The sequence below is a fragment of the Bacteroidota bacterium genome (assembly GCA_038746285.1).
Taxonomy (GTDB): domain Bacteria; phylum Bacteroidota; class Rhodothermia; order Rhodothermales; family JANQRZ01; genus JANQRZ01.
In genome coordinates this window covers 48,128-71,760 of record JBCDKT010000013.1, presented here as the reverse complement: position 1 = coordinate 71,760, position 23,633 = coordinate 48,128, and the positions used below count along the sequence as shown (strand labels likewise).

The window sequence follows — 23,633 nt, the reverse complement described above, 5'->3', positions numbered from 1 at the left end:
GGGCGAATGGGAGAGAGGGCGAGTGGGAGATGAGCACAGCGCCCCTCCGCCCACTCGCCCCTCCGCCCACTCGCCCACTCCCTCCCGACCCTCCACTCCCTCCACGCCAAACATGACCCCTTCCGATCCTACCCCGTCCCGCCCGCTGCTCGTCGCCACGCGCGACGGGGGGACGAAGGGGCGCGTCGACACGGCACTCGGGTGGGCGGTAGCGGTGCTGATGGGGCTGAGCGTGCTCAACGTCCTCTGGCAGGTCTTCACCCGGTTCGCGCTCCCGCAGCCGAGCGGGTTCACCGACGAGCTCGCGCGCTTCCTGCTGATCTGGGTCGGCCTCCTCGGCGCGGCGTACGCGAGCGGGCAGGGGCTGCACCTCGCCATCGACCTGCTGCCGCGGGCGCTCAGCGGCAAGGCGCGCGCGGCACTCGGCCTCGTGATCCAGGGGGCGGTCGTGGCGTTCGCGCTTGGGGCGATGGCGTTCGGCGGGGGCTACCTCGTGTGGCTGACGTTCGTCCTAGAGCAGACCTCGGCGGCGCTCGGGCTGCCGCTCGGAGTCGTCTACAGCGTGCTCCCGCTGAGCGGGCTGCTGATCGCCTACTACGCCGCCCTCGCATGGGCGGACCACCTGCGCACGCTGCGCGGGCAGCCCACCCACCTGACCGCCCCCGACCGGCCCTCGGCCGAGGCGTTCGGAGAGCACGAGCGCGACGTAGCCCGCGCGGGCGTCTCGGCCGGCGACAGACAGACGGAGGTGCCCTAGTGGAAGCGCTCGCTGTCGTCGTCCTCGTCGTCACCTTCGTCGCGCTCCTCGGGCTCGGCGTGCCGGTCGCGTTTGCCATCGGTCTTTCGACGGTCGCGACGATCCTGCTGACGGTCGAGCCGGTGGCAGCGCTCACGACGGTCGCGCAGCGCATGGCGACGGGCCTCGACTCGTTCACGCTCCTCGCGATTCCGTTCTTCATCCTCGCCGGGCAGCTCATGAACCGGGGCGGGATCGCCCGGCGCCTGATCGACTTCGCGAAGGCGCTCCTCGGGACGCTCCCCGGCGGCCTCGCGTTTGTCAACGTCCTCGCCTCGATGCTCTTCGGCGCGATCTCCGGGAGCGCGGTCGCCGCCGCGAGTGCGATTGGGAGTACGGTCGGCCCGCGGATGGTCGACGAGGGCTACGACCGCGACTACGCGGCGGCGGTCAACATCACGAGCGCGACGGTCGGCCTCGTCATCCCGCCCTCGAACGTGCTCATCGTCTACTCGCTCGCCTCGGGCGGCGTCTCGATTGCGGCCCTCTTCCTCGCGGGCTACGGGCCGGGCATCTTGGTCGGCTTCCTGCTCATGGCGGTCGCGGGCGTGATCGCGTGGCGGCGCGGCTACCCGACCGACGAGCGCCTGCCGGTCGCCGTCGCCGCCCGCCGGTTCGTGGAAGCGCTCCCGAGCCTGTTCCTGCTCGTCGTCGTGATTGGCGGGATCGTGGCGGGCCTCTTCACGGCGACCGAGGCGGCGGCCGTCGCCGTGCTCTACGCCGGGGTGCTGGCCTTCGTCTACCGCGGCATCGGCGTGCGCGACCTCCCGCAGATCCTGCTCGACAGCGCCGCGACGACAGCGATTGTGATGCTCCTGATCGCGGTCTCGATTGCGCTCAGTTGGATCATGGCCTACGTCAACCTACCGCAGAGCGTGGCGGCGGCCGTCGCGGCGGTTGACAACCCGCTCGTCGTGTTCCTCCTCATCAACCTTGTGCTCCTGGCCGTCGGGACGTTCATGGACATGACGCCGGCGATCCTCATCTTCACGCCCATCTTCCTGCCCGTCGCGGTCGAGCTCGGGATGGACCCGGTGCACTTCGGGATCGTGATGGTGCTGAACCTCTGCATCGGGCTGTGCACGCCGCCGGTGGGGAGCGTGCTCTTCGTCGGCGTCGGCGTGGCCGAGACGACGATCGCCAAAGTGGTCCGCCCCCTCCTCCCGCTCTTCCTCGCGATGCTCGTCGGCCTCGCCCTCACGACGCTCCTGCCGGCGCTCTCGCTCTGGCTCCCGTCGCTCTTCGGGTACTGATCCATGCGCATACTCGCCCTCGCCTTGCTCACCGCTGCGCCGGTGCTCGCCCAGCCCCAGGCTGTCGCTCGGTACGACGACAAGCGGCTCGCGCTCAACCCCGTCTGGACGCGCCTCGCCGACGTCCACGGCGAGGCCGGGTCGGTCGAGTCGGTCGAGTTCTCGTACGACGGGACGCGACTCGTCTCGGGGACGAAGTTCGACTACACCGTGATCGTGTGGCGGACCTCCGACGGCGCGGAGCTGTGGCGGCGCACGCTGCCGGCCGAGATCGAGCGGGTCGCGTGGAACCCCGACGGGAGCACCGTCGCGTCTGTGAGCGAGGACCGCGTGCTCCGCGTCTTCGACGCCGAGACCGGCGAGACCATGAGGGAGGCGACGCTGACGGCCGGCATCGACGGCCTCGCGTGGAGCCACGACGGGCGCTTTCTCGCCGCGGGCGAAGAGTACAGCCGGACCGCCGACGGCGAGCGCCAGGGCCTCGTCCGCGTCTACGCCATGCCCGCGCTGGAGCAGGTCAAGCTCTTCGACCTCGGCCACACCGCCAACGAGGTGGACTTCTCGGAGGACGACCGCTACCTCGCCGCGACCGGCAACGACGGCCTTCTCAAAGTCTGGGAGGTCGAGACCGAGCAACTCGTGCTCGACATCGACGAGGACATCTCGCTCTCAGACGACAACCCGTACCACCACTCGATCACCGTCCAGTTCTCGCCTGACGGGCAGTACCTCGCCACCGGCGACACCGAGGGGCTGCTGCACCTCTACGCGTTTCCCTCCGGCGAGCTCGTCCGACGCTTCGACCGGAGCGGGCACAAGATCGAGTCGGTCCAGTGGACGCCCGACGGACAGTACCTCGTGACCGTCGGCAACGACCCGTACCTCCGGATGTTCAGGCTCGACGACATCCTCGGGCCGGACCGCGTCTACACCGCGCTCCAGGTCCACATCGGCGACCAGGCCGAGTACGTGGACGTCTCCCGCAACGGGGCGCTTGTGGCGACGGCGAACCAGGACGGCGCGATCCGCCTGTTCGTCCTGATGGGCGAGGACCCCGGCCTCAACGAGCGCCGCCACCGCGCGGTCCGCGCCGAGCAGGACGCCGCCGACCGCGCCCGCCGACGATGAGAATGGGCGAATGGGGGAGAGGGCGAATGGGAGAATCCGACCTGACCGCTTTCGTTTGCCCCCCGCCCACTCGCCCCTCCGCCCTTTCGCCACCCCGCCCACTCGCCGACAAACCCGACGCCATGCCTTCGCGCCGCCACTTCCTCCGGTCCTCCGCCGCGCTGCCGCTCGCGGCCGCCGCGCCGAGTGCCGCCTTCGCCGCCGAGCCTTCGGCGGGCCCGACGGTCTACGACGGGCCGCTGCGGGGCGTCGCGCCGGTCACCGTCACCGAGGTGGACGCCTTCTACGTCGGGGCGGCGCTCTTCACGCGCGTCCGCACGAGCGCGGGCGTCACAGGTTGGGGTGAAGCCGACCGCGCCGGCGCCGGGCCGGGCATCGTCGACGCCCTCATCGACCGCATCGACCGGCAGGTCGAGGGCCGTGACCTCTTCGACGCCGACCCCCTCTTCACCGACCTCTACTTCCGCTCGGACGACATGGGCCGCGGCGGCCTCATCACGAGCGCGATCTCCGGCATCGACCTCGCGCTGTGGGACGCGCGCGGCAAGGTGCTCGGGCGGCCCTGCTACCAGCTCATCGGCGGGGCGTACCGCAAAGAGATCCCCGTCTACGGCTCGTTCTCCCGCGACGGCGGCGACCGGACGCCCGCCGACATGGCCCGCATCGCCGCCGGGTTCGTGGAGATCGGGTTCAAGGCTGTCAAGGCGCGGATGGACATCCGGCAGACCAACGTCGACCCCGTGGACGACCCGACGTTCGAGGTCGTCGCCGCGATCCGCTCCGAGATCGGCGACGAGTTTCCGCTCTACGTCGACGCCAACAACGGGTACTCGGCCGCGCGCGCGATTGAGGTCGGGCGGCGGCTCTACGAGGAGTACAACGTCTCGGTCTTCGAGGAGCCGGTCGGCTACACCAACTACGCCGACCACGCCGAGGTCTCGGACGCGCTCGACGGCATCCAGGTCGCCGCCGGCGAGCACGAGTACACGCGCTGGCAGTTCCGCGACCTCATCGTGCAGGGCCGCCCCGACGTCGTCAACCCCGACCTGATCCGGGCGGGCGGGCTGACCGAGGGCCGCCACATCGCCGCGCTCTGCTCCGCCTTCGACCTCCCGATCGCGGTCCACTCGACGCGCCCGACGCTCGGCACGGCGGCGCACCTCCACTACGTCGCCTCGGTCCTCCGCGCCGACCGCCCGCAGGAGCACCCCGGCCCGGACAAGGCTCCCGAACTGTGGGACCTCTTCGAGACCCAGGTGCTGCCCGAGAACGGGATGATCGCCGTGCCCGAAGCGCCCGGCCTCGGCCTCGTCCCGAAGGAGGGCGCGATCGAAGCCGCCGCCAAAGCCTACGCCGACCGACAGTGATGAGAGAGGGCGAATGGGAGAAAGGGCGAAAGGGCGAATCTGACCTGACCACTTTCGCTCGCCACCCCGCCCTCTCGCCCCCTCACCCACGCAAAACCAAACCCATGACCCCGACCCCCACCGTTTCCCCTCCGCCCGAGACCGGGACGACGGCGGCGCAGCGCGTCGGCCTCGTCGCGGGGCTGGCGGCGTTCGGCGTGCTGCTCGCGCTGCCCGCGCCGGAGGGATTGGGCGAGGCCGGATGGGGCGCGGCGGCGGTCGCCGTGCTGATGGCGGTGTGGTGGATGACCGAGGCCCTGCCGATTGCGGCGACCTCGCTCGTCCCGCTCGCGGCGTTCCCGCTCCTGGGCGTGGCCGGCATCCGGGACGCGGCGGCCCCCTACGCGAGCCCGATCATCTTCCTCTTCCTCGGCGGGTTCCTCCTGGCGAAGGGGATGGAGCGGTGGGACCTCCACCGGCGGCTCGCGCTCTCGGTCGTGGCGCGCGTCGGGACGCGGCCGCGGCGGATCGTGCTCGGGTTGATGCTCGCCGCCGCCGCGCTCTCGATGGGCATCTCGAACACCGCGACGGCTGTGATGATGCTCCCGATTGCGCTCTCGGTGGCTGAACTCGCCCACCGCGACGAGGTCGGGACCGAGGCCGAGGACCGACGGTTCGCGCTCGTGCTGATGCTCGGGGTCGCCTACGCCTGCTCGGTCGGCGGCCTCGGGACGCTCATCGGGACGCCGACGAACGCGTTCTTCGCAGGCTTCGTCGAGGAGACCTACGGCGTCGAGGTGTCGTTCGCGGGGTGGCTCGTGGTCGGGCTGCCGCTGGTGGTGATTGGAATCGCGCTCGCGTACACGCTCCTCGTGCGTGTCGTCTTCCCGGTGCGGCTGCCGGAGATTCCGGGCGGGCAGGCGTTTATCCGCGAGCGGCTGGCGGCGCTCGGACCCGTCAGCCGGGGCGAGTGGACGGTCGGGGCCGTCTTCGGGATTGTGGCGCTGCTGTGGATCACGCGTCCCCTCCTCGAAGCCGTCGTGCCTGGCCTCTCCGATCCCGGCCTGGCGATGCTCGGCGCGCTCGCGCTCTTCGCGCTCCCGGTGCGGACCGCTGGCGGGCACGCGGTGCGGGCGCTCGACTGGGCGACGGCGAAGACGCTCCCGTGGGGCATCCTGCTCCTCTTCGGCGGCGGCCTCTCGCTCGCTTCGGCTATTTCCAGTACCGGCCTCGCCTCGTGGATCGGCGAAGCCCTCGCCGCCTTCGGCGCGCTCCCGACGTTTGTCCTCGTCGGGATCGTCGTCGTGGTGATCGTCTTCCTGACCGAACTGACGAGCAACACGGCGACCGCTGCCGCTTTCCTCCCGGTTCTCGCAGCCCTCGCCGTCTCGACCGGCACCGCGCCGCTCCTCCTCCTCGTCCCGGCGACCGTCGCCGCAAGCTGCGCGTTCATGCTCCCCGTCGCCACGCCGCCCAACGCGATCGTCTACGGGAGCGGCTACCTGACCGTCGGGCAGATGGCCCGCGCCGGTGTCTGGCTGAACCTCGCCTTCGCGCTTCTCGTCACGCTCCTCGCCGTCGTGTTCGTCCCGCTCCTCGCGGGCACGACGCTACCGAGGCTGGGAGGATGAACGGGCGAGAGGGCGAATGGGCGGAGGGGCGGAAAGAGAACCTGACAACCTGATGAGACAGACCATGCGAGTCAAAGAACTGCGCGTTTACGAACGATCCGTTGAGCTTCGGAAGGCGGTCTTCGCCGCGTCGAAGGCGTGGCCGAAGGAGGAGCAATATGCCCTCACCGATCAAGCGCGGCGCTCGTCACGCAGCGTCTCGGCGAACCTAGCCGAGGCATGGGCGAAACGTCGCTACCCCAAACATTTCGTCAGCAAGCTCACCGACGCCCTCGGCGAAGCGGAAGAGACGAGCGTATGGCTCGATGTAGCTCTCGAGTGTGGCTACCTCAACGCTGCGAGGCACGATGTGCTCGTCGATTTGTGCGACCACCTCGCCGCCGGTCTCGTCAAGATGATGCGCTACCCGGAACAGTGGTGCGGCCCCTCGTCTCTCGTCCGCGAAGACCCCACACCATACAACGCAAACGGAGAATCCAACCTCTAACGCCCACTCGCCCTTTCGCCCACTCGCCCTCACCCCATAGCCATGCCGGACGTGCTCACCGCGCCGCGCGCGCTCCGTATCCACGAGACCGACACCGTCGCCGTCGCCGTCGAGGCGCTGGAAGCAGGAGCCGAGGTGCTTGGCGTGACGCTGCGCGCGGACGTGCCGGCCGGGCACAAAATCGCGCTCGTCCCACACGCCGAGGGCGACGCCGTGGTCAAATACGGCTTCCCGATTGGCCGCGCGACTGAGGCCATCGCGCCGGGCGAGTGGGTTCACAGCCATAACCTCGCCACCAGGCTGAGCGGCGAGGACGAATACAGCTACGATCCTGTCGACACCGACCGGCCCGCCGCGCGCGACGTGCCGACGTGGGCGGGCTACCGCCGCCCGGACGGGCGCGTCGGGACGCGCAACGAGCTGTGGGTGCTCAACACCGTCGGCTGCGTCAACCGCGCCGCCGAGCGGATCGCCCGCGCCGTCGACGCCCGGTTCGGTCCCGAAGGCGAGGGCGTGATCGACGGCGCCCACGCCTTCGCCCACCCTTACGGCTGCTCCCAACTCGGCGACGACCTCGGGCACACGCGCCAGCTCCTCGCCCGCCTCGCGGCGCACCCGAACGCGGGTGGCGTCCTCGTGCTCGGCCTCGGCTGCGAGAACAACCAGCTCGACGCCTTCCTCCAGGAGGCCGACCGGACCGACGGACGCGTCCGGGGCTTCGCCGCGCAGCACGTCCTCGACGAGGTGGAGGAGGGGACGACGCTCGCCGAGGAGATCGTGGGCCTCATGCGGTCGGACCAACGGGAGACGGTCTCGGCGGCGGACCTCGTGCTCGGGTTCAAGTGCGGCGGCTCGGACGGATTCTCGGGCGTGACGGCCAACCCGCTCGTCGGGCGCGTCGCCGACCGCGTCGCGGCGTGGGGCGGGCGCGGGATTCTCACCGAGGTCCCCGAGATGTTCGGGGCCGAGCGCGTGCTGATGCAACGCGCCACTGACCGGGGCGTGTTCGAGCGGACGGTCGACCTCGTGAACGACTTCAAGCGCTACTTCCTCGACCACAACCAGCCGGTCTACGAGAACCCCTCGCCCGGCAACAAAGACGGCGGGCTGACGACGCTGGAGGAGAAGTCGCTCGGCGCGATCCAGAAGGGCGGGCGGGCCCCCGTGGCCGAGGTCGTCCGCTACACCGGGCGCGCGAGTGTGCCGGGGCACGACGGCTTCCGGCCCGGCCTCGCCCTCCTCGAAAGCCCCGGCAACGACGGCGTCTCCTCGACCGCGCTGACCGCGGCGGGCGCGGCGCTCGTCCTCTTCACGACGGGCCGCGGTACGCCCCTCGGCTTCCCTGCCCCGACCGTCAAGATCGCCACCAACGACGCCGTCGCCGCGCGTAAGCCGCACTGGATCGACTTCAGCGCCGGCCCCCTCCTCACCGGCGAGGCCGACCTCGACGGGCTCGCCGACCGCTTCGTGGCCGACCTCCTCGCCATTGCCTCGGGCCGCCGCCGGACGCGCAACGAGACCAACGACTACCGCGAGATCGCGATCTGGAAAGCGGGGGTGACGTTGTGAGGGGGCGAGAGAAAGGGCGAATGGGGGAGAGGGCGAAAGGGCGAATTTGACCTGACCGCTTTCGTTCGCCACCCCGCCCACTCGCCACCCCGCCCACTTTTCCCATTCCCAACCGACCACTCCATGCCCCTTCCTCGACTCGACCGCCACCACGCGCCTGACGCACCGCCCGAGCATCCCGTCCGCGTGGTGCAGTTCGGCACGGGCGCGCTGCTCCGCGGCTTGGTGGACGACGCCTTCGACCTCGCCAATCGTGCCGGGTCGTGGGACGGCCGCGCCGTTGTCGTGAGCCAGACCGGGAGCGGGCGTGGGGTCGCGTTCAACGAGCAGGACGGGCTGTACACGCTCGTCGTGCGAGGCATCGAAGACGGCGAGGCGGTCGAGCGAACCCGCGTCGTCGGCGCGGTGGCGCGGGCACTCTCAGCGCAGGACGACTGGGACGACGTGCTCGCGCTCGCCCGCGACGAAAACGTGGGCCTCGTCGTCTCGAACACGACCGAGGTGGGGCTGACGTGGGACGAAGAGGACGACCCCGAGGCGGCCCCGCCGCGCTCGTTCCCGGCCAAGCTCGCGGCGTGGCTGCGGGCGCGGCAGGAGGCACTCGGCGACGGTGCGGGCGTCGTCGTGCTCCCGACGGAGCTCGTCGAGGGCAACGGCGAGCGGCTTTGCAGCCTCGTCCTCCGCTGGGGTGAGCGTGCCGGGTGGGGCGAGACTTTCGCCGCCTTCGTCCGCAACGACTGCACGTTCACCAACACCCTCGTCGACCGGATCGTCCCCGGCGAGCCGGAGGACGCCGAGGCGTTGCAAGAAAGCCTCGGGTACCGCGACGACCTGCTCACCGCCGCCGAGGTCTACCGGCTGTGGGCCATCGAAGGGAACGACGACCTCGCCGAGCGCCTGCCGTTCGCGGATGGAGCCGAGCCAGGCGTGATCGTCGTGCCGAGCGTCGAGCCGTACCGGCTGCGCAAAGTGCGGCTGCTCAACGCGGCCCACACGCTCCTCGTCCCGGTCGCCCTCGGCTGCGGGTGCGCGACCGTCCGCGAGGCCGTCGAAGGCGAGCGCGTCGGTGCCTTCGTCCGCCGCCTGCTCTTCGGCGAGCTCGTCCCCGCGACCGAGCGCGAGCTGGAAGCGGCGGGGCACGACCCGTTGATCGCCGCGCCGTTCGCCCGCGCCGTGCTCGAGCGCTTCGCCAACCCGTTCATCCGGCACGACCTCGTCTCGATCACGCTCCAGCAGACGATGAAGCTCGACGTCCGCGCCGTGCCTGCCGTCCGCGCCCTTGCCGAGACCGGTACCGTGCCCGAGGCCGTTGCACTCGGCTTCGCCGCGTTCCTGCTCCTGCACCGCGCCGCGACGGGCATGGAGTCCGACTCGCCCCTCGTCTTCGCCGCGACCGACCTCCTCACCGACGACCGCGCCGATGCCGTCCGCGAGTCGTGGCGCCGCCGCCCCGATGCCGCTGCCGTCGTCGCCCACTCGGTCCTCGCCGACCGCACGCTCTGGAGCGACAACCTGACCGACCTCCCCGGCGTCGGCTCCGCCTTCGCCGACACCGTCGCCCGCTTCACCGAGCAGGGCCTCGACCGAGGCGTTCCGATGCTCCTCGATGCTCTGCCGAACAGACGGAAGGGCGAGAGGGCGAGAGGGCGAGAGGGCGAAGAGGAGTAGCCGTTCTCCCATCACCCATTCGCCACCCCGCCCATTCTCCCACTCGCCCGCTCTCCCATTCCCAACCCTATGACTCTCACCTTCCGCTGGTACGGACCGGACGACCCCGTCCGCCTCGACCACGTCCGGCAGATTCCGGGCGTCGAGGGGATCGTAAGCGCGCTGCACGCCGTGCCGCCGGGCGAGGCGTGGCCGCGCGACGCCGTGGCTGCGCACCGCGAGCAGATCGAGGTGGCGGGGCTGCGCTGGAGCGTGGTCGAGAGCATCCCCGTCGCCGAGTCGGTCAAGCTCGGGGCGGACGGCCGCGACACCGCTATCGACGCCTTCTGCCGTAGCCTCGACGCGGTCGGCGCGGAGGGTATCGGGACGGTGTGCTACAACTTCATGCCCGTCTTCGACTGGACGCGGACCGACCTCGCGCTCCGCCTCCCCGACGGCTCGACGACGCTCGCGTACCGCCACGCCGACCTGCCCGAGATCGAGGCCAAGCTCGCGTCGGGCGGGCTGCCGGGGTGGATGACGGCGTTCGACCCGGACGACCTCGCGGCGCTGCGGGCGGCCTACGCCGAGATCGACGCCGAGCGGCTGTGGGACCACCTCGCCTACTTTCTCGACGCCGTCGTGCCCGTCGCTGAAGCTGCGGGTGTCCGTCTTGCGATCCACCCGGACGACCCGCCGTGGCCGGTCTTCGGGCTGCCGCGCATCGTGACGAGCGGGGCGGCACTGCGGCGCGTCTGCGGCCTCGTGGACAGTCCCGCCAACGGCGTCTGCCTCTGCACCGGCTCGCTCGGGGCCGATCCCTCCGAGGCCACGCTGCTGCCTGCGACGGTTCACTCGCTCGCCGGGCGCACCCACTTCGTGCATCTCCGCAACGTCCGCCACAGCGCGGCCCACGCGGACGGCGCGCACGACTTCGCCGAGACCGCGCACCCCGACGGAGCCGTGGACTTCGCCGCCGTCCTCCGCGCCCTCGCCGAGACTGGCTTCCGCGGCCCCGCCCGCCCCGACCACGGGCGGATGGTCTGGTCCGAAGTCGGGCAGGAGGGCGTGCGCCCCGGCTACGGGCTGTACGACCGGGCGCTCGGCGCGGCCTACCTCCTCGGCCTCTGGACCGCCGTGAGTCAGCGAGCAGAAGGCAGCGGGCAGCGAGCAGAAAACAACCATCTAGTGTCTATCACTTCACCTGAAAATCGATGAATCCGCTGCTGATCGACCGACCCGCCACCGACACCCGCGAGGGCGTCGTCGACTGGATCGCGCGCGACGGGGCCGTGGCCGTCGTCCGCACCGACCGGCCCGACCGGCTCGTCGAGACCGCGAAGGCCCTCGCGGTGGGCGGCGTGGTCACCTTCGAGGTGACGATGACCGTGCCGAACGCGCTCGACGCCATCCGCGCCGTGTGCCGCGAGATGCGCGGCTCGGTCCTCGTCGGGGCCGGGAGCGTGCTCGACGCCGCGACGGCCGAGGCCGCCGTCGAGGCCGGGGCGCGCTACGTCGTCAGCCCCGTCTTCCGGCCTGCCGTCATCGAGGCCGCGCACGCCGCCGGGGCCGCTGCCATGCCCGGCTGCTTCACCCCGACCGAGATCCTCGCCGCCACCGACGCCGGGGCCGACGTGGTGAAGGTCTTCCCGGCGGGCGTCCTCGGCATCCCGTTCTTCAAGGGCGTCCTCGCCCCGATGCCGCACCTCCGCCTGATGCCCACCGGCGGCGTCTCGCTCGATAATGCGGGCGACTGGCTCCGCGCCGGGGCCGTCGCCGTCGGGGTCGGCAGCGCGCTCGTGGACGCGCACGCCGTGGCCAACGAGGACTGGCGCGCGCTGACGCGCAACGCCGCCCGGCTCCGCGCCTCCATCGACGCCGTGCGCGGGGGCGAGCAATGACAGGCGTGGAGGGAAAGGAGGGTGGGGAGGGAATGGGGAGAGTGCTGCTCTGCCTGTTCGGTATGCTGGTGGTGTGGGCGGTGCCGGCGGTGGGCCAGCCGATGTGCCTCGTGACCGACCACGGCGCGGTGGCGGGCGACGAGCGGCTCGACACCGGAGCCGTGCAGGCCGCCATCGACGCCTGCGCCGGGCGCGGGGGCGGGACGGTCTGGGTTCCGGCGGGGACCTTCGACACGGGCACGCTCCGCCTCCGCAGCCGCGTCCGGCTCCACCTCGACGCCGGGGCCGTCCTCCGCGGCTCGACGAACCTCGCCGACTATCCGCTCCTGCCCGAACTCGCGGGCGACAACCCCGGACGCCGTCGGGCACTCCTCGCCGCCTGCGACGCCGAGGACGTGGCCCTCATCGGGACCGGCATGCTCGACGGGCGTGGGCCGGACTTCGCCTACGACCTCGAGACCGGCGAGGAGACCGAGGGCCGGCCGATGTTCTGGACCCTCTTCCAGGATGTCGAGCGCCTCACGGTCCGCGACGTGACCCTCCGCGACGCCACGGGTTGGACGCTCAACCTCCAGCGCGTCGAGGACGCGACCATCGACGGCGTCCGCATCCTCAACGACCCGCGAAGCCGCAACACGGACGGCATCGGGCTGCGCGGGGCGCGCAACGTCCGCATCGCAAACGTCCACATCGACACTGGCGACGACGCCATCGTCTTCAAGGCGGGCAGCGGGCGCCCGGTCGAGCACGTCACCGTCACAAACTCGGTGCTCTCGTCCGACGACGCGGCGATCAAGTTCGGGACGCGGACCGAGGAGGCGATGCGGCACGTCCTCATCCAGAACGTCGCCATCCGCGACTCGCGCTACGGCGTGGCCGTCTTCATGAAGGACGGCGGGACGGTGGAAGATGTCCGCGTCGAGAACGTCAGCTTCTCCGGCGAGGCGACGCGCCACCGCACCGAGTACCCGCTCTACCTCGACCTCGACCGGCGCGACGAGGCCAGCCCACTCGGGGTCGTTCGCCGTTTCACCGTGCGCGGCCTCGACGCGGCGACGCGCGGCAACGTCCTCATCGCCGGCCGCGCCGACGCGCCGATTGAGGACCTCACGCTCGACGGCGTCACGCTCCGCATTGCCGATCCGGTCCCGCTCGGCGGCCTCCGCAAGCCCGGCGGCAAGCGAGGCCTCGACCCGACGCCCGGCTCGGTAGACCTCGCACCGGTTGAGGCGCACCTCACGCTCGGGCACATTGACGGGTTGACGCTCCGCGACGTGACCATCACCGGCCCCGGTCGCCGCCCGCTCCACCTCGAAGCCGTCACGAACGTCCGATTCGAAGGCATCACGCTCAGCGACGGATAACCCTCTTTTCCTTCCATTCCCTCCACGCCCTATTCCAACTGACCCATGTCCACCGTCGTCACCTTCGGCGAGATCATGCTCCGGCTCTCGGCGCCGGGCTTCTCCCGCTTCACGCAGACCGACCGCTTCGACGTGACCTACGGGGGCGGCGAGGCCAACGTCGCCATCTCGCTCGCCCACTTCGGGCACGACGCCCGGTTCGTCTCGAAGCTGCCCGCGCACGAGGTCGGGCAGGCGGCCGTGGGCCACCTCCGGCGCTACGGCGTCGACACCCGCTTCGTCGTGCGCGGCGGCGAGCGGGTCGGGATCTACTTCCTCGAAACCGGCGCGAGCCAGCGGCCCTCGAAGGTGATCTACGACCGGGCGCACTCGGCCGTGAGCGAGATGCAGCCCGATGAAGTCGATTGGGCCCGAGTCTTCGACGGGGCCGATTGGTTCCACTGGACGGGCATCACGCCCGCGCTCGGCCCGTCGGCGCACCGGGCGGTGGAGGCGGCGTGCCGCGCGGCGAAGACGGCGGGCGTGACCGTCTCGTGCGACCTCAACTACCGGGCGAAGCTGTGGACCGTCGACGAGGCCCGCGCCGCGATGCGATCCCTCATGGCGTACGTCGACGTGTGCATCGCCAACGAGGAGGACGCCGACCGCTCGCTCGGCGTGACGACCGAAGGCTCGGGCGCCGCCGCCGCCGAAGAGGCCGAGCTCGACGCGGCCGGGTACGCCCGCCTCGCCGAGAAGCTGAAGGCCGAGTACGGCTTCGACGCCGTCGCGATCACGCTCCGCGAGTCTCACTCGGCGAGCGACAACGGCTGGAGCGCCCTCCTCCTCGGCGGGGCCGGGACGGCCGCGCCGCTCGCCGCGCCGACCCGGAGTCGCCGCTACGACGTACGCCTCGTCGACCGCGTCGGCGGGGGCGACAGCTTCGCCGCCGGCCTCATCCATGGTCTGCTCACGAAAGACGACGCCGAGGATGCGCTGAACTTCGCCGTCGCCGCGAGTGCGCTCAAGCAAACCATCCCCGGCGACGCCAACCTCACCTCGGCCGCCGAGGTCGATAAGCTGGCCACCGGCTCCGGCTCCGGCCGCGTCGAACGGTGAGGCGGAAAGGGCGAATGGGAGAAAGGGCGAGGGAGAACCCGACCTGACCGCCTTCACTCGTCTCCGCCCACTCTCCACCCCGCCCACTCGCCCATTCCATCAACCCCTATGCTCCGACCGGCCACCAACGCCCACCGCCTCACGCTCGACCTAGGCGGCTTCTGGCACCTCGTGCCTGACCTCGACGACGCGCTCGGTGCCGAGGCTCCGTTCGGGGATGGGGCGCTCGCCTTCGCCGTGCCGGGAAGCTGGAACGAGCAGCTCGCCGAGGCGGGGCTGGCGGACTACGTCGGGGCGTGCTGGATTGGGCGCGACGTATTCGTGCCTAGCGCGATGGCTGGGCAGCGCGTCTTCCTCCGTGTCGGCTCGGCGGACTACCACTGCGAGGTGTTCGTCGATGGCACACCCGTGGGTGAGAGCACGGCGGCATTTCTGCCGTTCGACGTCGAGATCACGGGCCGCGTGACGCCGGGGCGAAGCGTCCCCGTTGCACTCCGCGTGGACAACCGCGCCGACGCCGAGACCATCCCGCAGGGCATCGCCTCGCACGAGTTCGCCGAGCCGAAGGAGCGCGGGGCCGGGGCCGAGCACTTCCCGCCCGCCCGCTACGACTTCTTCCCCTACGGCGGCGTCCACCGCCCGGTCACGCTCTACGGTTTGCCGAAGACCTTCATCGAGGACGTGCGCGTCAAGACCTCGCTCGGCGGCACGGTCCGCGTCGAGGTGGACATAGACGGCGATGGGGAGTACGTCGCGGCGTGGCTCGACGATGGCGAAGAAGAAGTCGCCGACGCGGTCGAGGACGTGGCCGACGGCAGCGTCACGCTCACGCTCCGGGTGCCCGCCCCACGCCTGTGGTCGCGGGACGATCCGTTTCTCTACACCCTCCGGCTCGACCTCGGCACGGGAGACGAGACCGTGGACCGCGTCGAGGTGCCTGCCGGCATCCGCGAGGTGCGGGTCGAGGGGACGAGCCTGCTCCTCAACGGCGAGCCGGTCTTTCTGCGCGGCTTCGGCAAGCACGAGGACTTTCCCGTCCTCGGCAAGGCGCACCACCCGGCGCTCGTCGTCAAAGACTTCGGGCTGCTGCGGTGGGTCGGGGCCAACTCGTTCCGCACGAGCCACTACCCCTACGCCGAGGACTGGCTCGACGAGGCCGACCGCCGCGGCGTGCTCGTCCTCTCCGAGGTCCCCGCCGTCAGCCTCAACCACAGCAAGACGACGGACGCCACGCAAGCGGCCCACGCCGAGGCCATCCGCCAGCTCGTCCGCCGCGACCGCAACCACCCGTCGGTCGTCGGCTGGGTGATCGGCAACGAGCCGGGGCTGAGTGGGGAAGAGGAAGCCACGAACGAAGTTGCCGCTGACTACTGGCGTCCGCTCTTCGACCTCACGCACGACCTCGACCCGTCGCGGCCTGTGACGGTCCCGGTGCACGCACGCGGCCCCGGCGTTCCGCTCTACCCACTCTGCGACATCGTCTCGGTCAACCGCTACTACGGCTGGTACACGCAGCCGGGACAACTGGGCGAAGCCGCCCGGCTGCTGAAGGAGGAGCTGGACGAGATCGCGGACGCCCACGGCAAGCCGATCCTAGTGAGCGAGTTCGGGGCCGACACGCTCGCCGGGGCGCACGCGACGGTCCCGCGCCAGTTTACCGAGGAGTACCAGGCCGCGTTCATCGAGGCGTACCTCGACGTGATCGAGAACCACCCGGCGTGCTGCGGTGCCCACGTCTGGAACTTCGCTGATTTCCGCACGCCGCAGAACGTCCGCCGCGTGGTCGACAACCTCAAGGGCGTCTTCACCCGCACCCGCGACCCGAAGCGCGCCGCCTTCGCCCTCCGCGCCCGGTGGACTGGACAGCGCGGACCGGGGATGAGCGGAGTGGGAGGAGTGGGAGGAGTGGGAGGAGTGGGAGGAGTCAAGAAAAACCATCAAAGTTAGCCCTGCCGTCGCGCTTCGCGCCCATGTTCATTCCCCCCGTTCTTCTCATTCCGCACCGAAGGTGCCATCCCATTCCGCGCCGCAGGCGCACCCCCATGCTCCGTGCCCTCTTCCTCCTCGTGCTCACCGCTGCGACGGCGCAGGCGCAGGCTGTCCGTCCCGGCGGCCTCTTCACACCCGGCGAGGTGCGCACCGCCGACGGCTCGGACGACGGCGTTGCGGTCGGGGCAAACGGCGGCGTTGCCGTCTCGTTCGACCCGACGGCCGAGGACCGGTGGGCCGCGTTCCGCGACGTGCCAGTCGGCGATGAAACCGTCAGCGGGTTCGTCTTTGATGGCTACCTCTACACGCCCGCCCGCGCCGACTCCGACCGCCGTCGCCGCCGGTTCGGGGACGACGTGACCGCCGAGGTTCGCTCGAACGCCCACCACCTCGCCTTCGCCCGCGAGAAAAACGTCGAGCGCGAGATCGCCCTTTTCGTGACGAGCCTGGAGGGCGGCACGGTCCGCATCGAGGTCCCGCCGTCCGTACTCGGGATCGACCGGGTGCTGGAGTTCGACCTCGCCCCGCGCGAGGGACGCTTCCTCCTCCTCAACGCTACCGGCCCCACGACGCGCGCGCCGTTCACACTGCCCGAGACGGTCCGGGCCTCCAGGCTCATTCCGGCGTGGCGCTTCCATGCGGGTGACGCGCCGGGTGCCGAAGCCGCCGACTTCGACGACAGCGGCTGGCAGACTGTCGGGCCGCGCCATACCTGGAACGCCGCCGACGCGCTCGACCAGCGCGGTCTCGCCGACGGCCTCGATGTTGGCCCGCAGTACCGGCGCGGGGTCGGGTGGTACCGGGCCGTGATCGACGCGCCGCCCGCTGGGCAGCGGGCCGTGCTCCGGCTCGAAGGCATCGGGCTGCGCGGCGAAGTATTCCTCAACGGCGAGTCGCTCGGCACCACCACGCGGACCTACACCCGGACCGAGTTCGACCTGACCGGTCGGCTCCGGCCGAGCCGCAACGTCGTCGCCGTACGCGCCGACAACCGGTTCCGCGCGGACGTCGTCCCGCACGCGGCGGACTACACCTTCTTCGGCGGGCTGTACCGCGGGGCCGAGGTCGTGACAACCGGCCCGACGTTCGCCGAGCGCGTGCAGGTGGATACACCTCAGGTGTCGCCGTCGGCGGCAGTGGTTCGGGTTCGCACGCGCGTTCGGGGTGAGGGCGGGCCAGTCCGGCTCGTGGTCCGCGTCGAGCACCCCGAGGGTGGCGTCGTGGCGAGCGCCGTGCGCGACCTCGCGCCCGAACCCGGCGCGGCGACCGAGGTCGAGCAGACGCTTCCGCTCCGGCTACCCCTCCTGTGGGGACCGGCGCACCCGCACCTCTACGCCGTCCACGCCACACTCTACGCGGCCGACGCCGCGCCCGGCGGGACTGTCGAGCGGCTGCCCGCCGAGGGCGAGGGCTACGCCGCGCTCGACCACGTCACCGAGCCGCTCGGCGTGCGCTTCTTCGAGTGGACACCGGAGGCCGGGTTCGCGCTCAACGGGCAGCGCCTCCAACTCCGGGGCGTCAACGCCCACCAGGACGGCGGACCGGACGACGCGTGGGCTGCCGGCCCGGACCAGGCCCGGCGCGACCTCGAACTCGCCAAGGCGATGGGAGCCAATTTCGTCCGGATCGCTCACTACCCGCACCACCCGGCGACGCTCGCCCACGCTGACAGCCTCGGGCTGCTCGTCTGGGCCGAGGTCCCGTTCATCACCTCCGACCCCACGGCACCCGGCTTTGCCGACGCCGCGAGCGCCATGTTCCGGCAGATGGTCGAGCGCGACTACAACCACCCGAGCGTCGTGCTGTGGGGGACCGGCAACGAGTCGCTCATCTCGTGGCAGACGCTCGAGGTGCAGGCCGCCGCGCTCGCCCTCGCCAAGCGGCTCGGCGACGAAGCCGTTCGGCTCGACCCGTCGCGGCTGAGCGTGCAGGCGCAGAACCACGTCGTGGATCCCGCGATCATGGCGACCGCCAACATCCAGGCCCGGAACCAGTACGCCGGGTGGTACGAGGATATGCCGGAGGACATCGGCCCGAGGCTGGATGCCTACCACGCCGAGCGCCCAGGGGACCGGCTCTTCCTCTCTGAGTACGGCGCGGGGGCGCAGCGCGGGCTGTGGGTGGACGAGGCTGCCGCCCAGCCCTTCGACTTCTCCGAGACCTGGGCCCTCCGGTTCCACGAGGCCTACCTCGACGCGCTCGACGAGCGCCCGTTCGTCGCCGGGGGCGCGGTGTGGCACCTGTTCGACTTCGCCAGCCACGTCAAGACGGGCACGCTCCCGCACGTCAACCAGAAGGGCCTGCTGACGCGCGACCGCCGGCCGAAGGCCGCCTACTACCTCTACCAGAGCCGCTGGACCGACGCGCCGATGGCCTGGCTCTTCGCCCACACCCGCACCCACCGCGAGGCCGGAGCGCAGCGCATCGAGGCCTTCACGAACGCGCCGCGGGCGACGCTCTTCGTGGACGGCGTCGCGCAGGGTGAGGCCGTCCGCGACGGGCGCTCGACGCGCGTCGGCTGGGACCTCCCCCTTGCTGAGGGTATGCGGCACCTCCGCCTCGTCGCCGCGTGGCCCGACGGCCGGACCGCGACCGACGAGGCTGCGGTGTTCGTCGTTCCACCCGGTACGCTCGATGCCGACACCGCCGCGCCCGTTCAACTCGACGGCGACAACTGACTTCCGCGCGAGAGGGCAGCCGCATCTCTCCATTCCCTCCCGACCCTCCACGCCTTTCCATCTCCCGACCCATGCCCGAGCCGCTCACGCTCCACCCCGACCGCCACTTCGACCCGGACCCGACCGTCCGGGCGGCGGCGCGCCAGATTTACGAGGCCACGCGGGACCTTCCGATCGTCAGCCCGCACGGGCACGTCGACCCGGCGCTCCTCGCCGAGGACCGGCCGTTCCCCGAGCCGACCGAGCTTCTCGTCGCGCCAGACCACTACGTCTTTCGGATGCTCTACAGCCAGGGCATTGGCCTCGACGACCTCGGCATCCCGCGAGCCGACGGGACGCGGGCCGACGTGGACCCTCGAGCCGTGTGGCGGCTCTTTTGCTCGCACTACTACCTCTTCGCCGGAACGCCGACGCGGGCGTGGCTGGACTACGAGTTGCACGAGGTCTTCGGCGTCGAGGTGGTCCCGAGCCCTGAGACCGCCGACCGCGTCTACGGCCAGATAACCGAGCGTCTCGCCTCGCCCGAGTACCGCCCGCGCGCACTCTTCGACCGGTTCGGGATCGAGGTCCTCGCCACGACCGATGCTGCGTCCGACGACCTTCGGCACCACGCTGCAATCCGCGAAGCCAACGCCACCGGCGCGTGGTCCGGCCGCGTGATCCCGACGTTCCGGCCCGACGCCGTGATGCGCATCGCCCGAGCCGGATGGCGCGACGAGATCGGTGCGCTCGAACGAGCCGTCGGGTTCGAAGTCGGGGACTACGCTGCGTTCGTGCGGGCGCTTGAAGACCGGCGGGCGTTTTTCCGCGAGATGGGGGCAACCGCGACGGACCACGCCGCCGAGACGCCGCGCACCGAGCGGCTGCCCGAGGCCGAAGCCGAGCGGCTGTTCGACCGAGCGCTGCGGGGCGAGGCGACACCCGCCGACGAGGCCGACTTCGCGGCGCACCTCCTGATGGAGCTAGCCCGGATGAGCGCTGCCGACGGCCTCGTGATGCAGCTCCACGCCGGCTCGCTCCGCGACCACAACGACGCCCTCGCCGACAGGTACGGCCCCGACATGGGCGCGGACATCCCGCTCCGCACCGAGTGGACCCGCAACCTCCGGCCGCTCCTCGCCGCCTACGGCAACAGCGAGCGGTTCCGGCTCATCGTCTTCACGCTCGACGAGAGCACCTACGCCCGCGAACTCGCCCCGCTCGCCGGGCACTACCCCGCGCTGCTCCTCGGTCCGCCGTGGTGGTTCCACGACTCGGTCGAGGGCATGCGCCGCTTCCGCGAGCGGACCACCGAGACCGCCGGGTTCTTCAACACCGCCGGGTTCAACGATGACACCCGCGCCTTCTGCTCGATTCCGGCCCGCCACGACCTCGCCCGGCGCGTAGACGCCAACTACCTCGGCGGCCTCGTCGCCCGGCACCAACTCTCCGCTGCTGAGGCGCGCGACATCGCCACCGCGCTTACCGTCGAGCTGCCCCGGCGGGCGTACCGGCTCGGTACGATGGAGCAGGAGGGCGTCGCGGTGCATCGGTCGTGATCGATCAGACCAGCTGCACTCAGTTTCCCGCGCTTCAGCCCCGCGCAGCAGCAAGATGCTGTTGTCGCTCTCGCGTACCTTGAAGTGCCACGACGCTCCGACGCAAACGCCGACCTCCTGAGCTGATGAACCGATGCGCGTTCGCCTTGCTCCTCGCCGCGCTCGGCGGTGCGGCGGGCTGCGCGCCGTCCGAGGAGGGTTCGCTCTCGTGGCGCGGCGTGGACCGCCTCATCGAGCGGGACTTCCCCGACGTCGAGTCCATCTCAGCCGACAGCCTCGCGGCGTGGCTCGGCGACGCGGGGCGCGTCCCGCCGGTGCTCGTGGACGTGCGCGAGGCGGAGGAATACGCCGTGAGCCACCTCCCCGGTGCCGTCCGCATCGACCCTGACGCTCCCGCCAGCGCGCTGCGCGACACGCTCGGGCGCTTCGGCCCCGGCCGGGCTGTGGTGCTGTACTGCTCGGTCGGCTACCGGTCGGCGCGCCTCGCCGCGCGCTTCGGCACGGCGGACCGGCCGGTACAGAACCTCGACGGCTCCATCTTCCGGTGGGCCAACGAAGGCCGACCGGTCGTCCGCGACGGAGAATCGGTGCGCGAGGTGCATCCCTACGATGCCGTGTGGGGCCGCCTGCTGTCCCGCGACCTCCGCGCGAGGTAGCCGCCTCGGCCAGTCCACTTCTTGAAGGCCGACTTGGACTCGCGGAGCGGCGTCCCTGCCGCAGCCTCGCCATCGCTGGGCTAGCGGGCGATTTCTAAGTCGCCGGCCCGCGCGAGTCCTTCGGAGACTCAGGCAGGGGGGCGGCGTAGAACCGCTCTGCTTTGCCTATCCTGCCACGCCGCCTGTGCCCTACGCCCTGCCCGGCCTCGCCTGCTCGTTCCTCTTCGTCGCTGCTCTCGCCGCGCTCGGGTGCAGCAGCGAGCCGGGTGCTGAACCGCGCCTCGCCCCGATACCCGCGTCGGCTCCGGCCGACTCAGCCACGTTTGCGCAGGCCGAAGCACTGCTGGACGAGGGGCGTCCGTGGCGTGCCGCGCGGCTGCTCGAACCGGTCACCGCCGACGCCCTCACGCCGTCGCAGCGGCTCATCGTCGCGCGTGCCGAGGGCGGACGGGGGCGCTGGGGCGCGGTGAGCGACGTGCTCAGCGACGCTGCAGGGCTCGGTTCGCTGGACGGTGGCCTGGGGCTATACCTGCTCGCACGCGCCCGCGACGCGGAGGAACAGGCCGCCGAGGCCGCCGATCTGTACGAGCGATTTCTCACAGCCGATTCCACGGCTCGCTTCGCCAACGAGCGCGCGGCGGCTGCGCTCCGGCTCGGTCTTGTCCTCTTGCGCGCGGGCCAAGAGGCACAGGGGCGGGCCGTGCTGAGCGAGGTGGAGGCGGCCATGGGACCGGCAGGGAGGTGGGTGGACGTGCTGGCGGCCGAAGCGCTCGCCGCCGCCGGACAGGGTGCCGCTGCCGACGCGCTCGCGCGTCAGTACGCGAGCGGGCTACTCGGTCTCCGTGCGCGGCGAGCCCACGTCGAGGCTGCCCGAGCCGCCGGAGACCTCGGCCGGGCGCGGTCGCTCGCCCGGTCGGGCCGTGCCGGGGCGCAGTCAAACGGTACGCGCGCCGAGTTCGAGGTGCTGGACGGCCGGCTCGCGCTTGAGGCTGGAGACGCCGCCGCCGGACGGTCTGCGCTCCGCCGAGCGGTTGCGCTCGACGCGGCGGGCGAGCACGGACAGGCCGCTGCCGCGCTGCTCCGCGAAGGGGCGATGACGCCTGCCGACCGCTTGGCCTCGGCACGCGTCTATGCCGGGCTCGGCCTCCACGCAGAAGCCGCCGCTGACTTTCGCGCGTGGCTCAGCAGCGGCACCGGACCGGAGGCGCAGCGCCGGGACGTGCGCCTCGAGCTTGCCGACGTGCTCGTGAAGGGGCAGCAGTACGAGGAGGCGCTCACCGTGCTCGAACCGCTCGGCGACCTCCGGGCCGCGCGCGACCTCCGCGCGAGCGCACTCAGCCGCGCGGGAAACACGGAGGAGGCCGCCGCGGTCTACCGCCGCCTCGCCGGTGAGCAGCGCGGGACGGACGACGGGGCCGCCGCACTCTATTTTGCCGCCGACGCCCATCAGCAGGGGGGCGATGCCGACGCCGCGCGCCCGCTTTACCGCGAGGTCGTCGCCGACTACCCCGGCACCCGCTGGGCTGGACTGGCGACGATGCGGCTCGCGGGCGTGGCCTTTCTCGACGGCGATTACGACGAGGCCGGCGCGCTCTGGGACCGCTACCGCGCGCAGTCGCCGACGGGCGAGTTCGCGCTGCAATCGGTCTACTGGGCGGGCCGCGCGCGGGCTGAGAGGGGCGACGAGGCCGCCGCCGACCGCCTCTTCCGCGAGGTCCGCCGCCGCGCCCGCGACTCGTACTACGCGCTCCTTGCGAGCGAGCGCCTCGGCGAACCGTTCTGGCCGCTCCCGATGTCCGCCGCGCCCCCGCGCGACGAAGCCGCCGGGCGCACCGTCGCCGGCTGGATGGCTCCCGTCGACCGCCTCCGGGAGGCTGGCTTCTACGACGCGGCCTCCGCCGAAGCCGACCGCCTCGCGGAGCGCGGAGGCCGCCGCGCCGTCCGCTACGCCCTCGCCGAGGCACTCATTGAGCGCGGCTATGCGCAGCGCGCGATCCGCATCGGGCTCGGGCTGGGCGGCGGGACGAACGAGCGCCGCCTCCGCATCCTCTATCCCTACCCCTACCGCGACATCCTCCGCGCCGAGGCCGCCGCTCGCGGGTTCGAGAGCGACATCGCTGCCGCGCTCGTGCGGCAGGAGAGCATGTTCGAGGCACGCATCACCTCGCACGTCGGCGCGCGCGGGCTGATGCAGATCATGCCCGCCACCGGGGCCGCCCTCGCCCGGTCCGCAGGCATCGAGGACTGGAACGCCGACGACCTCTACCAGCCCGAAGTCGCCGCCTTCCTCGGCACGGACTACCTCGCCGAAGGGCTGCGCGACTACGACGGGTCGCTCCCCGCCGTCTTTGCCGCCTACAACGCCGGGCCGCACCAGGTCGATCAGTGGAAGACGTTCCCCGAGTTCGAGGCCGACGCCGAACTGTTCACCGAGCGCATTCCATTTTCCGAGACGCGCGACTACGTGAAAAAGCTGACGCGCAACCGCGCGGTCTACCGAGGGCTGTACCCTGGCAGCCGCGCCGACTGACGCGCACCGCATCGTGGCGAGG

17 protein-coding genes are annotated in these 23,633 nt (G+C 71.6%); all 17 read left to right on the top strand.

The window, feature by feature from the left end:
- The first annotated feature begins 112 nt into the window (after window positions 1-112).
- Window positions 113-757: a TRAP transporter small permease gene (locus tag AAGI91_06300; protein MEM1042226.1), complete on the top strand. Its 645-nt coding sequence runs from the start codon at window positions 113-115 to the stop codon at window positions 755-757.
- A complete protein-coding gene (locus tag AAGI91_06295) occupies window positions 757-2,049 on the top strand; it encodes a TRAP transporter large permease (protein ID MEM1042225.1) in 1,293 nt (430 codons plus the stop codon). Before AAGI91_06300 ends, AAGI91_06295 begins: the two co-directional genes overlap by 1 nt.
- A gap of 3 nt (window positions 2,050-2,052) precedes the next feature.
- Entirely contained in the window at window positions 2,053-3,177 is a 1,125-nt protein-coding gene (locus tag AAGI91_06290; protein MEM1042224.1) for a PQQ-binding-like beta-propeller repeat protein, read from the top strand.
- Between the two features lie 122 nt (window positions 3,178-3,299).
- The gene (locus AAGI91_06285; protein MEM1042223.1) at window positions 3,300-4,544 is read left to right on the top strand and encodes a mandelate racemase/muconate lactonizing enzyme family protein; all 1,245 of its coding nucleotides are present in this window, start codon (window positions 3,300-3,302) and stop codon (window positions 4,542-4,544) included.
- Between the two features lie 104 nt (window positions 4,545-4,648).
- Complete coding sequence (locus tag AAGI91_06280) at window positions 4,649-6,154, top strand: DASS family sodium-coupled anion symporter (protein MEM1042222.1); 1,506 nt, start codon at window positions 4,649-4,651, stop codon at window positions 6,152-6,154.
- Between the two features lie 64 nt (window positions 6,155-6,218).
- On the top strand, window positions 6,219-6,641 hold the full coding sequence (locus AAGI91_06275; GenBank protein MEM1042221.1) for a four helix bundle protein: 423 nt from the start codon (window positions 6,219-6,221) through the stop codon (window positions 6,639-6,641).
- Window positions 6,642-6,683: 42 nt separating this feature from the next.
- Window positions 6,684-8,210 (top strand): altronate dehydratase family protein, encoded by a 1,527-nt coding sequence (locus AAGI91_06270; GenBank protein ID MEM1042220.1) that lies wholly within the window; start codon window positions 6,684-6,686, stop codon window positions 8,208-8,210.
- 123 nt (window positions 8,211-8,333) lie between these two features.
- Window positions 8,334-9,878: a tagaturonate reductase gene (locus tag AAGI91_06265; GenBank protein MEM1042219.1), complete on the top strand. Its 1,545-nt coding sequence runs from the start codon at window positions 8,334-8,336 to the stop codon at window positions 9,876-9,878.
- Between the two features lie 69 nt (window positions 9,879-9,947).
- Window positions 9,948-11,075 carry a mannonate dehydratase gene (locus tag AAGI91_06260; protein MEM1042218.1) on the top strand — a complete coding sequence of 376 codons (1,128 nt, stop codon included), beginning with the start codon at window positions 9,948-9,950 and terminating at the stop codon, window positions 11,073-11,075.
- A complete protein-coding gene (locus tag AAGI91_06255) occupies window positions 11,072-11,758 on the top strand; it encodes a bifunctional 4-hydroxy-2-oxoglutarate aldolase/2-dehydro-3-deoxy-phosphogluconate aldolase (GenBank protein MEM1042217.1) in 687 nt (228 codons plus the stop codon). The genes AAGI91_06260 and AAGI91_06255 overlap by 4 nt, the downstream gene beginning before the upstream one ends.
- A 110-nt stretch (window positions 11,759-11,868) precedes the next feature.
- Window positions 11,869-13,122: a glycosyl hydrolase family 28 protein gene (locus AAGI91_06250; GenBank protein MEM1042216.1), complete on the top strand. Its 1,254-nt coding sequence runs from the start codon at window positions 11,869-11,871 to the stop codon at window positions 13,120-13,122.
- A gap of 45 nt (window positions 13,123-13,167) precedes the next feature.
- Window positions 13,168-14,220: a sugar kinase gene (locus AAGI91_06245; GenBank protein MEM1042215.1), complete on the top strand. Its 1,053-nt coding sequence runs from the start codon at window positions 13,168-13,170 to the stop codon at window positions 14,218-14,220.
- A gap of 108 nt (window positions 14,221-14,328) precedes the next feature.
- The gene (locus tag AAGI91_06240) at window positions 14,329-16,167 is read left to right on the top strand and encodes a glycoside hydrolase family 2 TIM barrel-domain containing protein (GenBank protein MEM1042214.1); all 1,839 of its coding nucleotides are present in this window, start codon (window positions 14,329-14,331) and stop codon (window positions 16,165-16,167) included.
- Window positions 16,168-16,262: 95 nt separating this feature from the next.
- Window positions 16,263-18,887, top strand: a complete 2,625-nt coding sequence (locus AAGI91_06235; protein ID MEM1042213.1) for a glycoside hydrolase family 2 TIM barrel-domain containing protein — start codon at window positions 16,263-16,265, stop codon at window positions 18,885-18,887.
- Between the two features lie 71 nt (window positions 18,888-18,958).
- Window positions 18,959-20,425, top strand: coding sequence for a glucuronate isomerase (uxaC, locus tag AAGI91_06230; protein ID MEM1042212.1), 1,467 nt, complete (start codon window positions 18,959-18,961; stop codon window positions 20,423-20,425).
- 125 nt (window positions 20,426-20,550) lie between these two features.
- Window positions 20,551-21,081 carry a rhodanese-like domain-containing protein gene (locus AAGI91_06225; GenBank protein ID MEM1042211.1) on the top strand — a complete coding sequence of 177 codons (531 nt, stop codon included), beginning with the start codon at window positions 20,551-20,553 and terminating at the stop codon, window positions 21,079-21,081.
- Window positions 21,082-21,265: 184 nt separating this feature from the next.
- Entirely contained in the window at window positions 21,266-23,611 is a 2,346-nt protein-coding gene (locus AAGI91_06220; protein MEM1042210.1) for a transglycosylase SLT domain-containing protein, read from the top strand.
- Window positions 23,612-23,633: the final 22 nt, after the last annotated feature.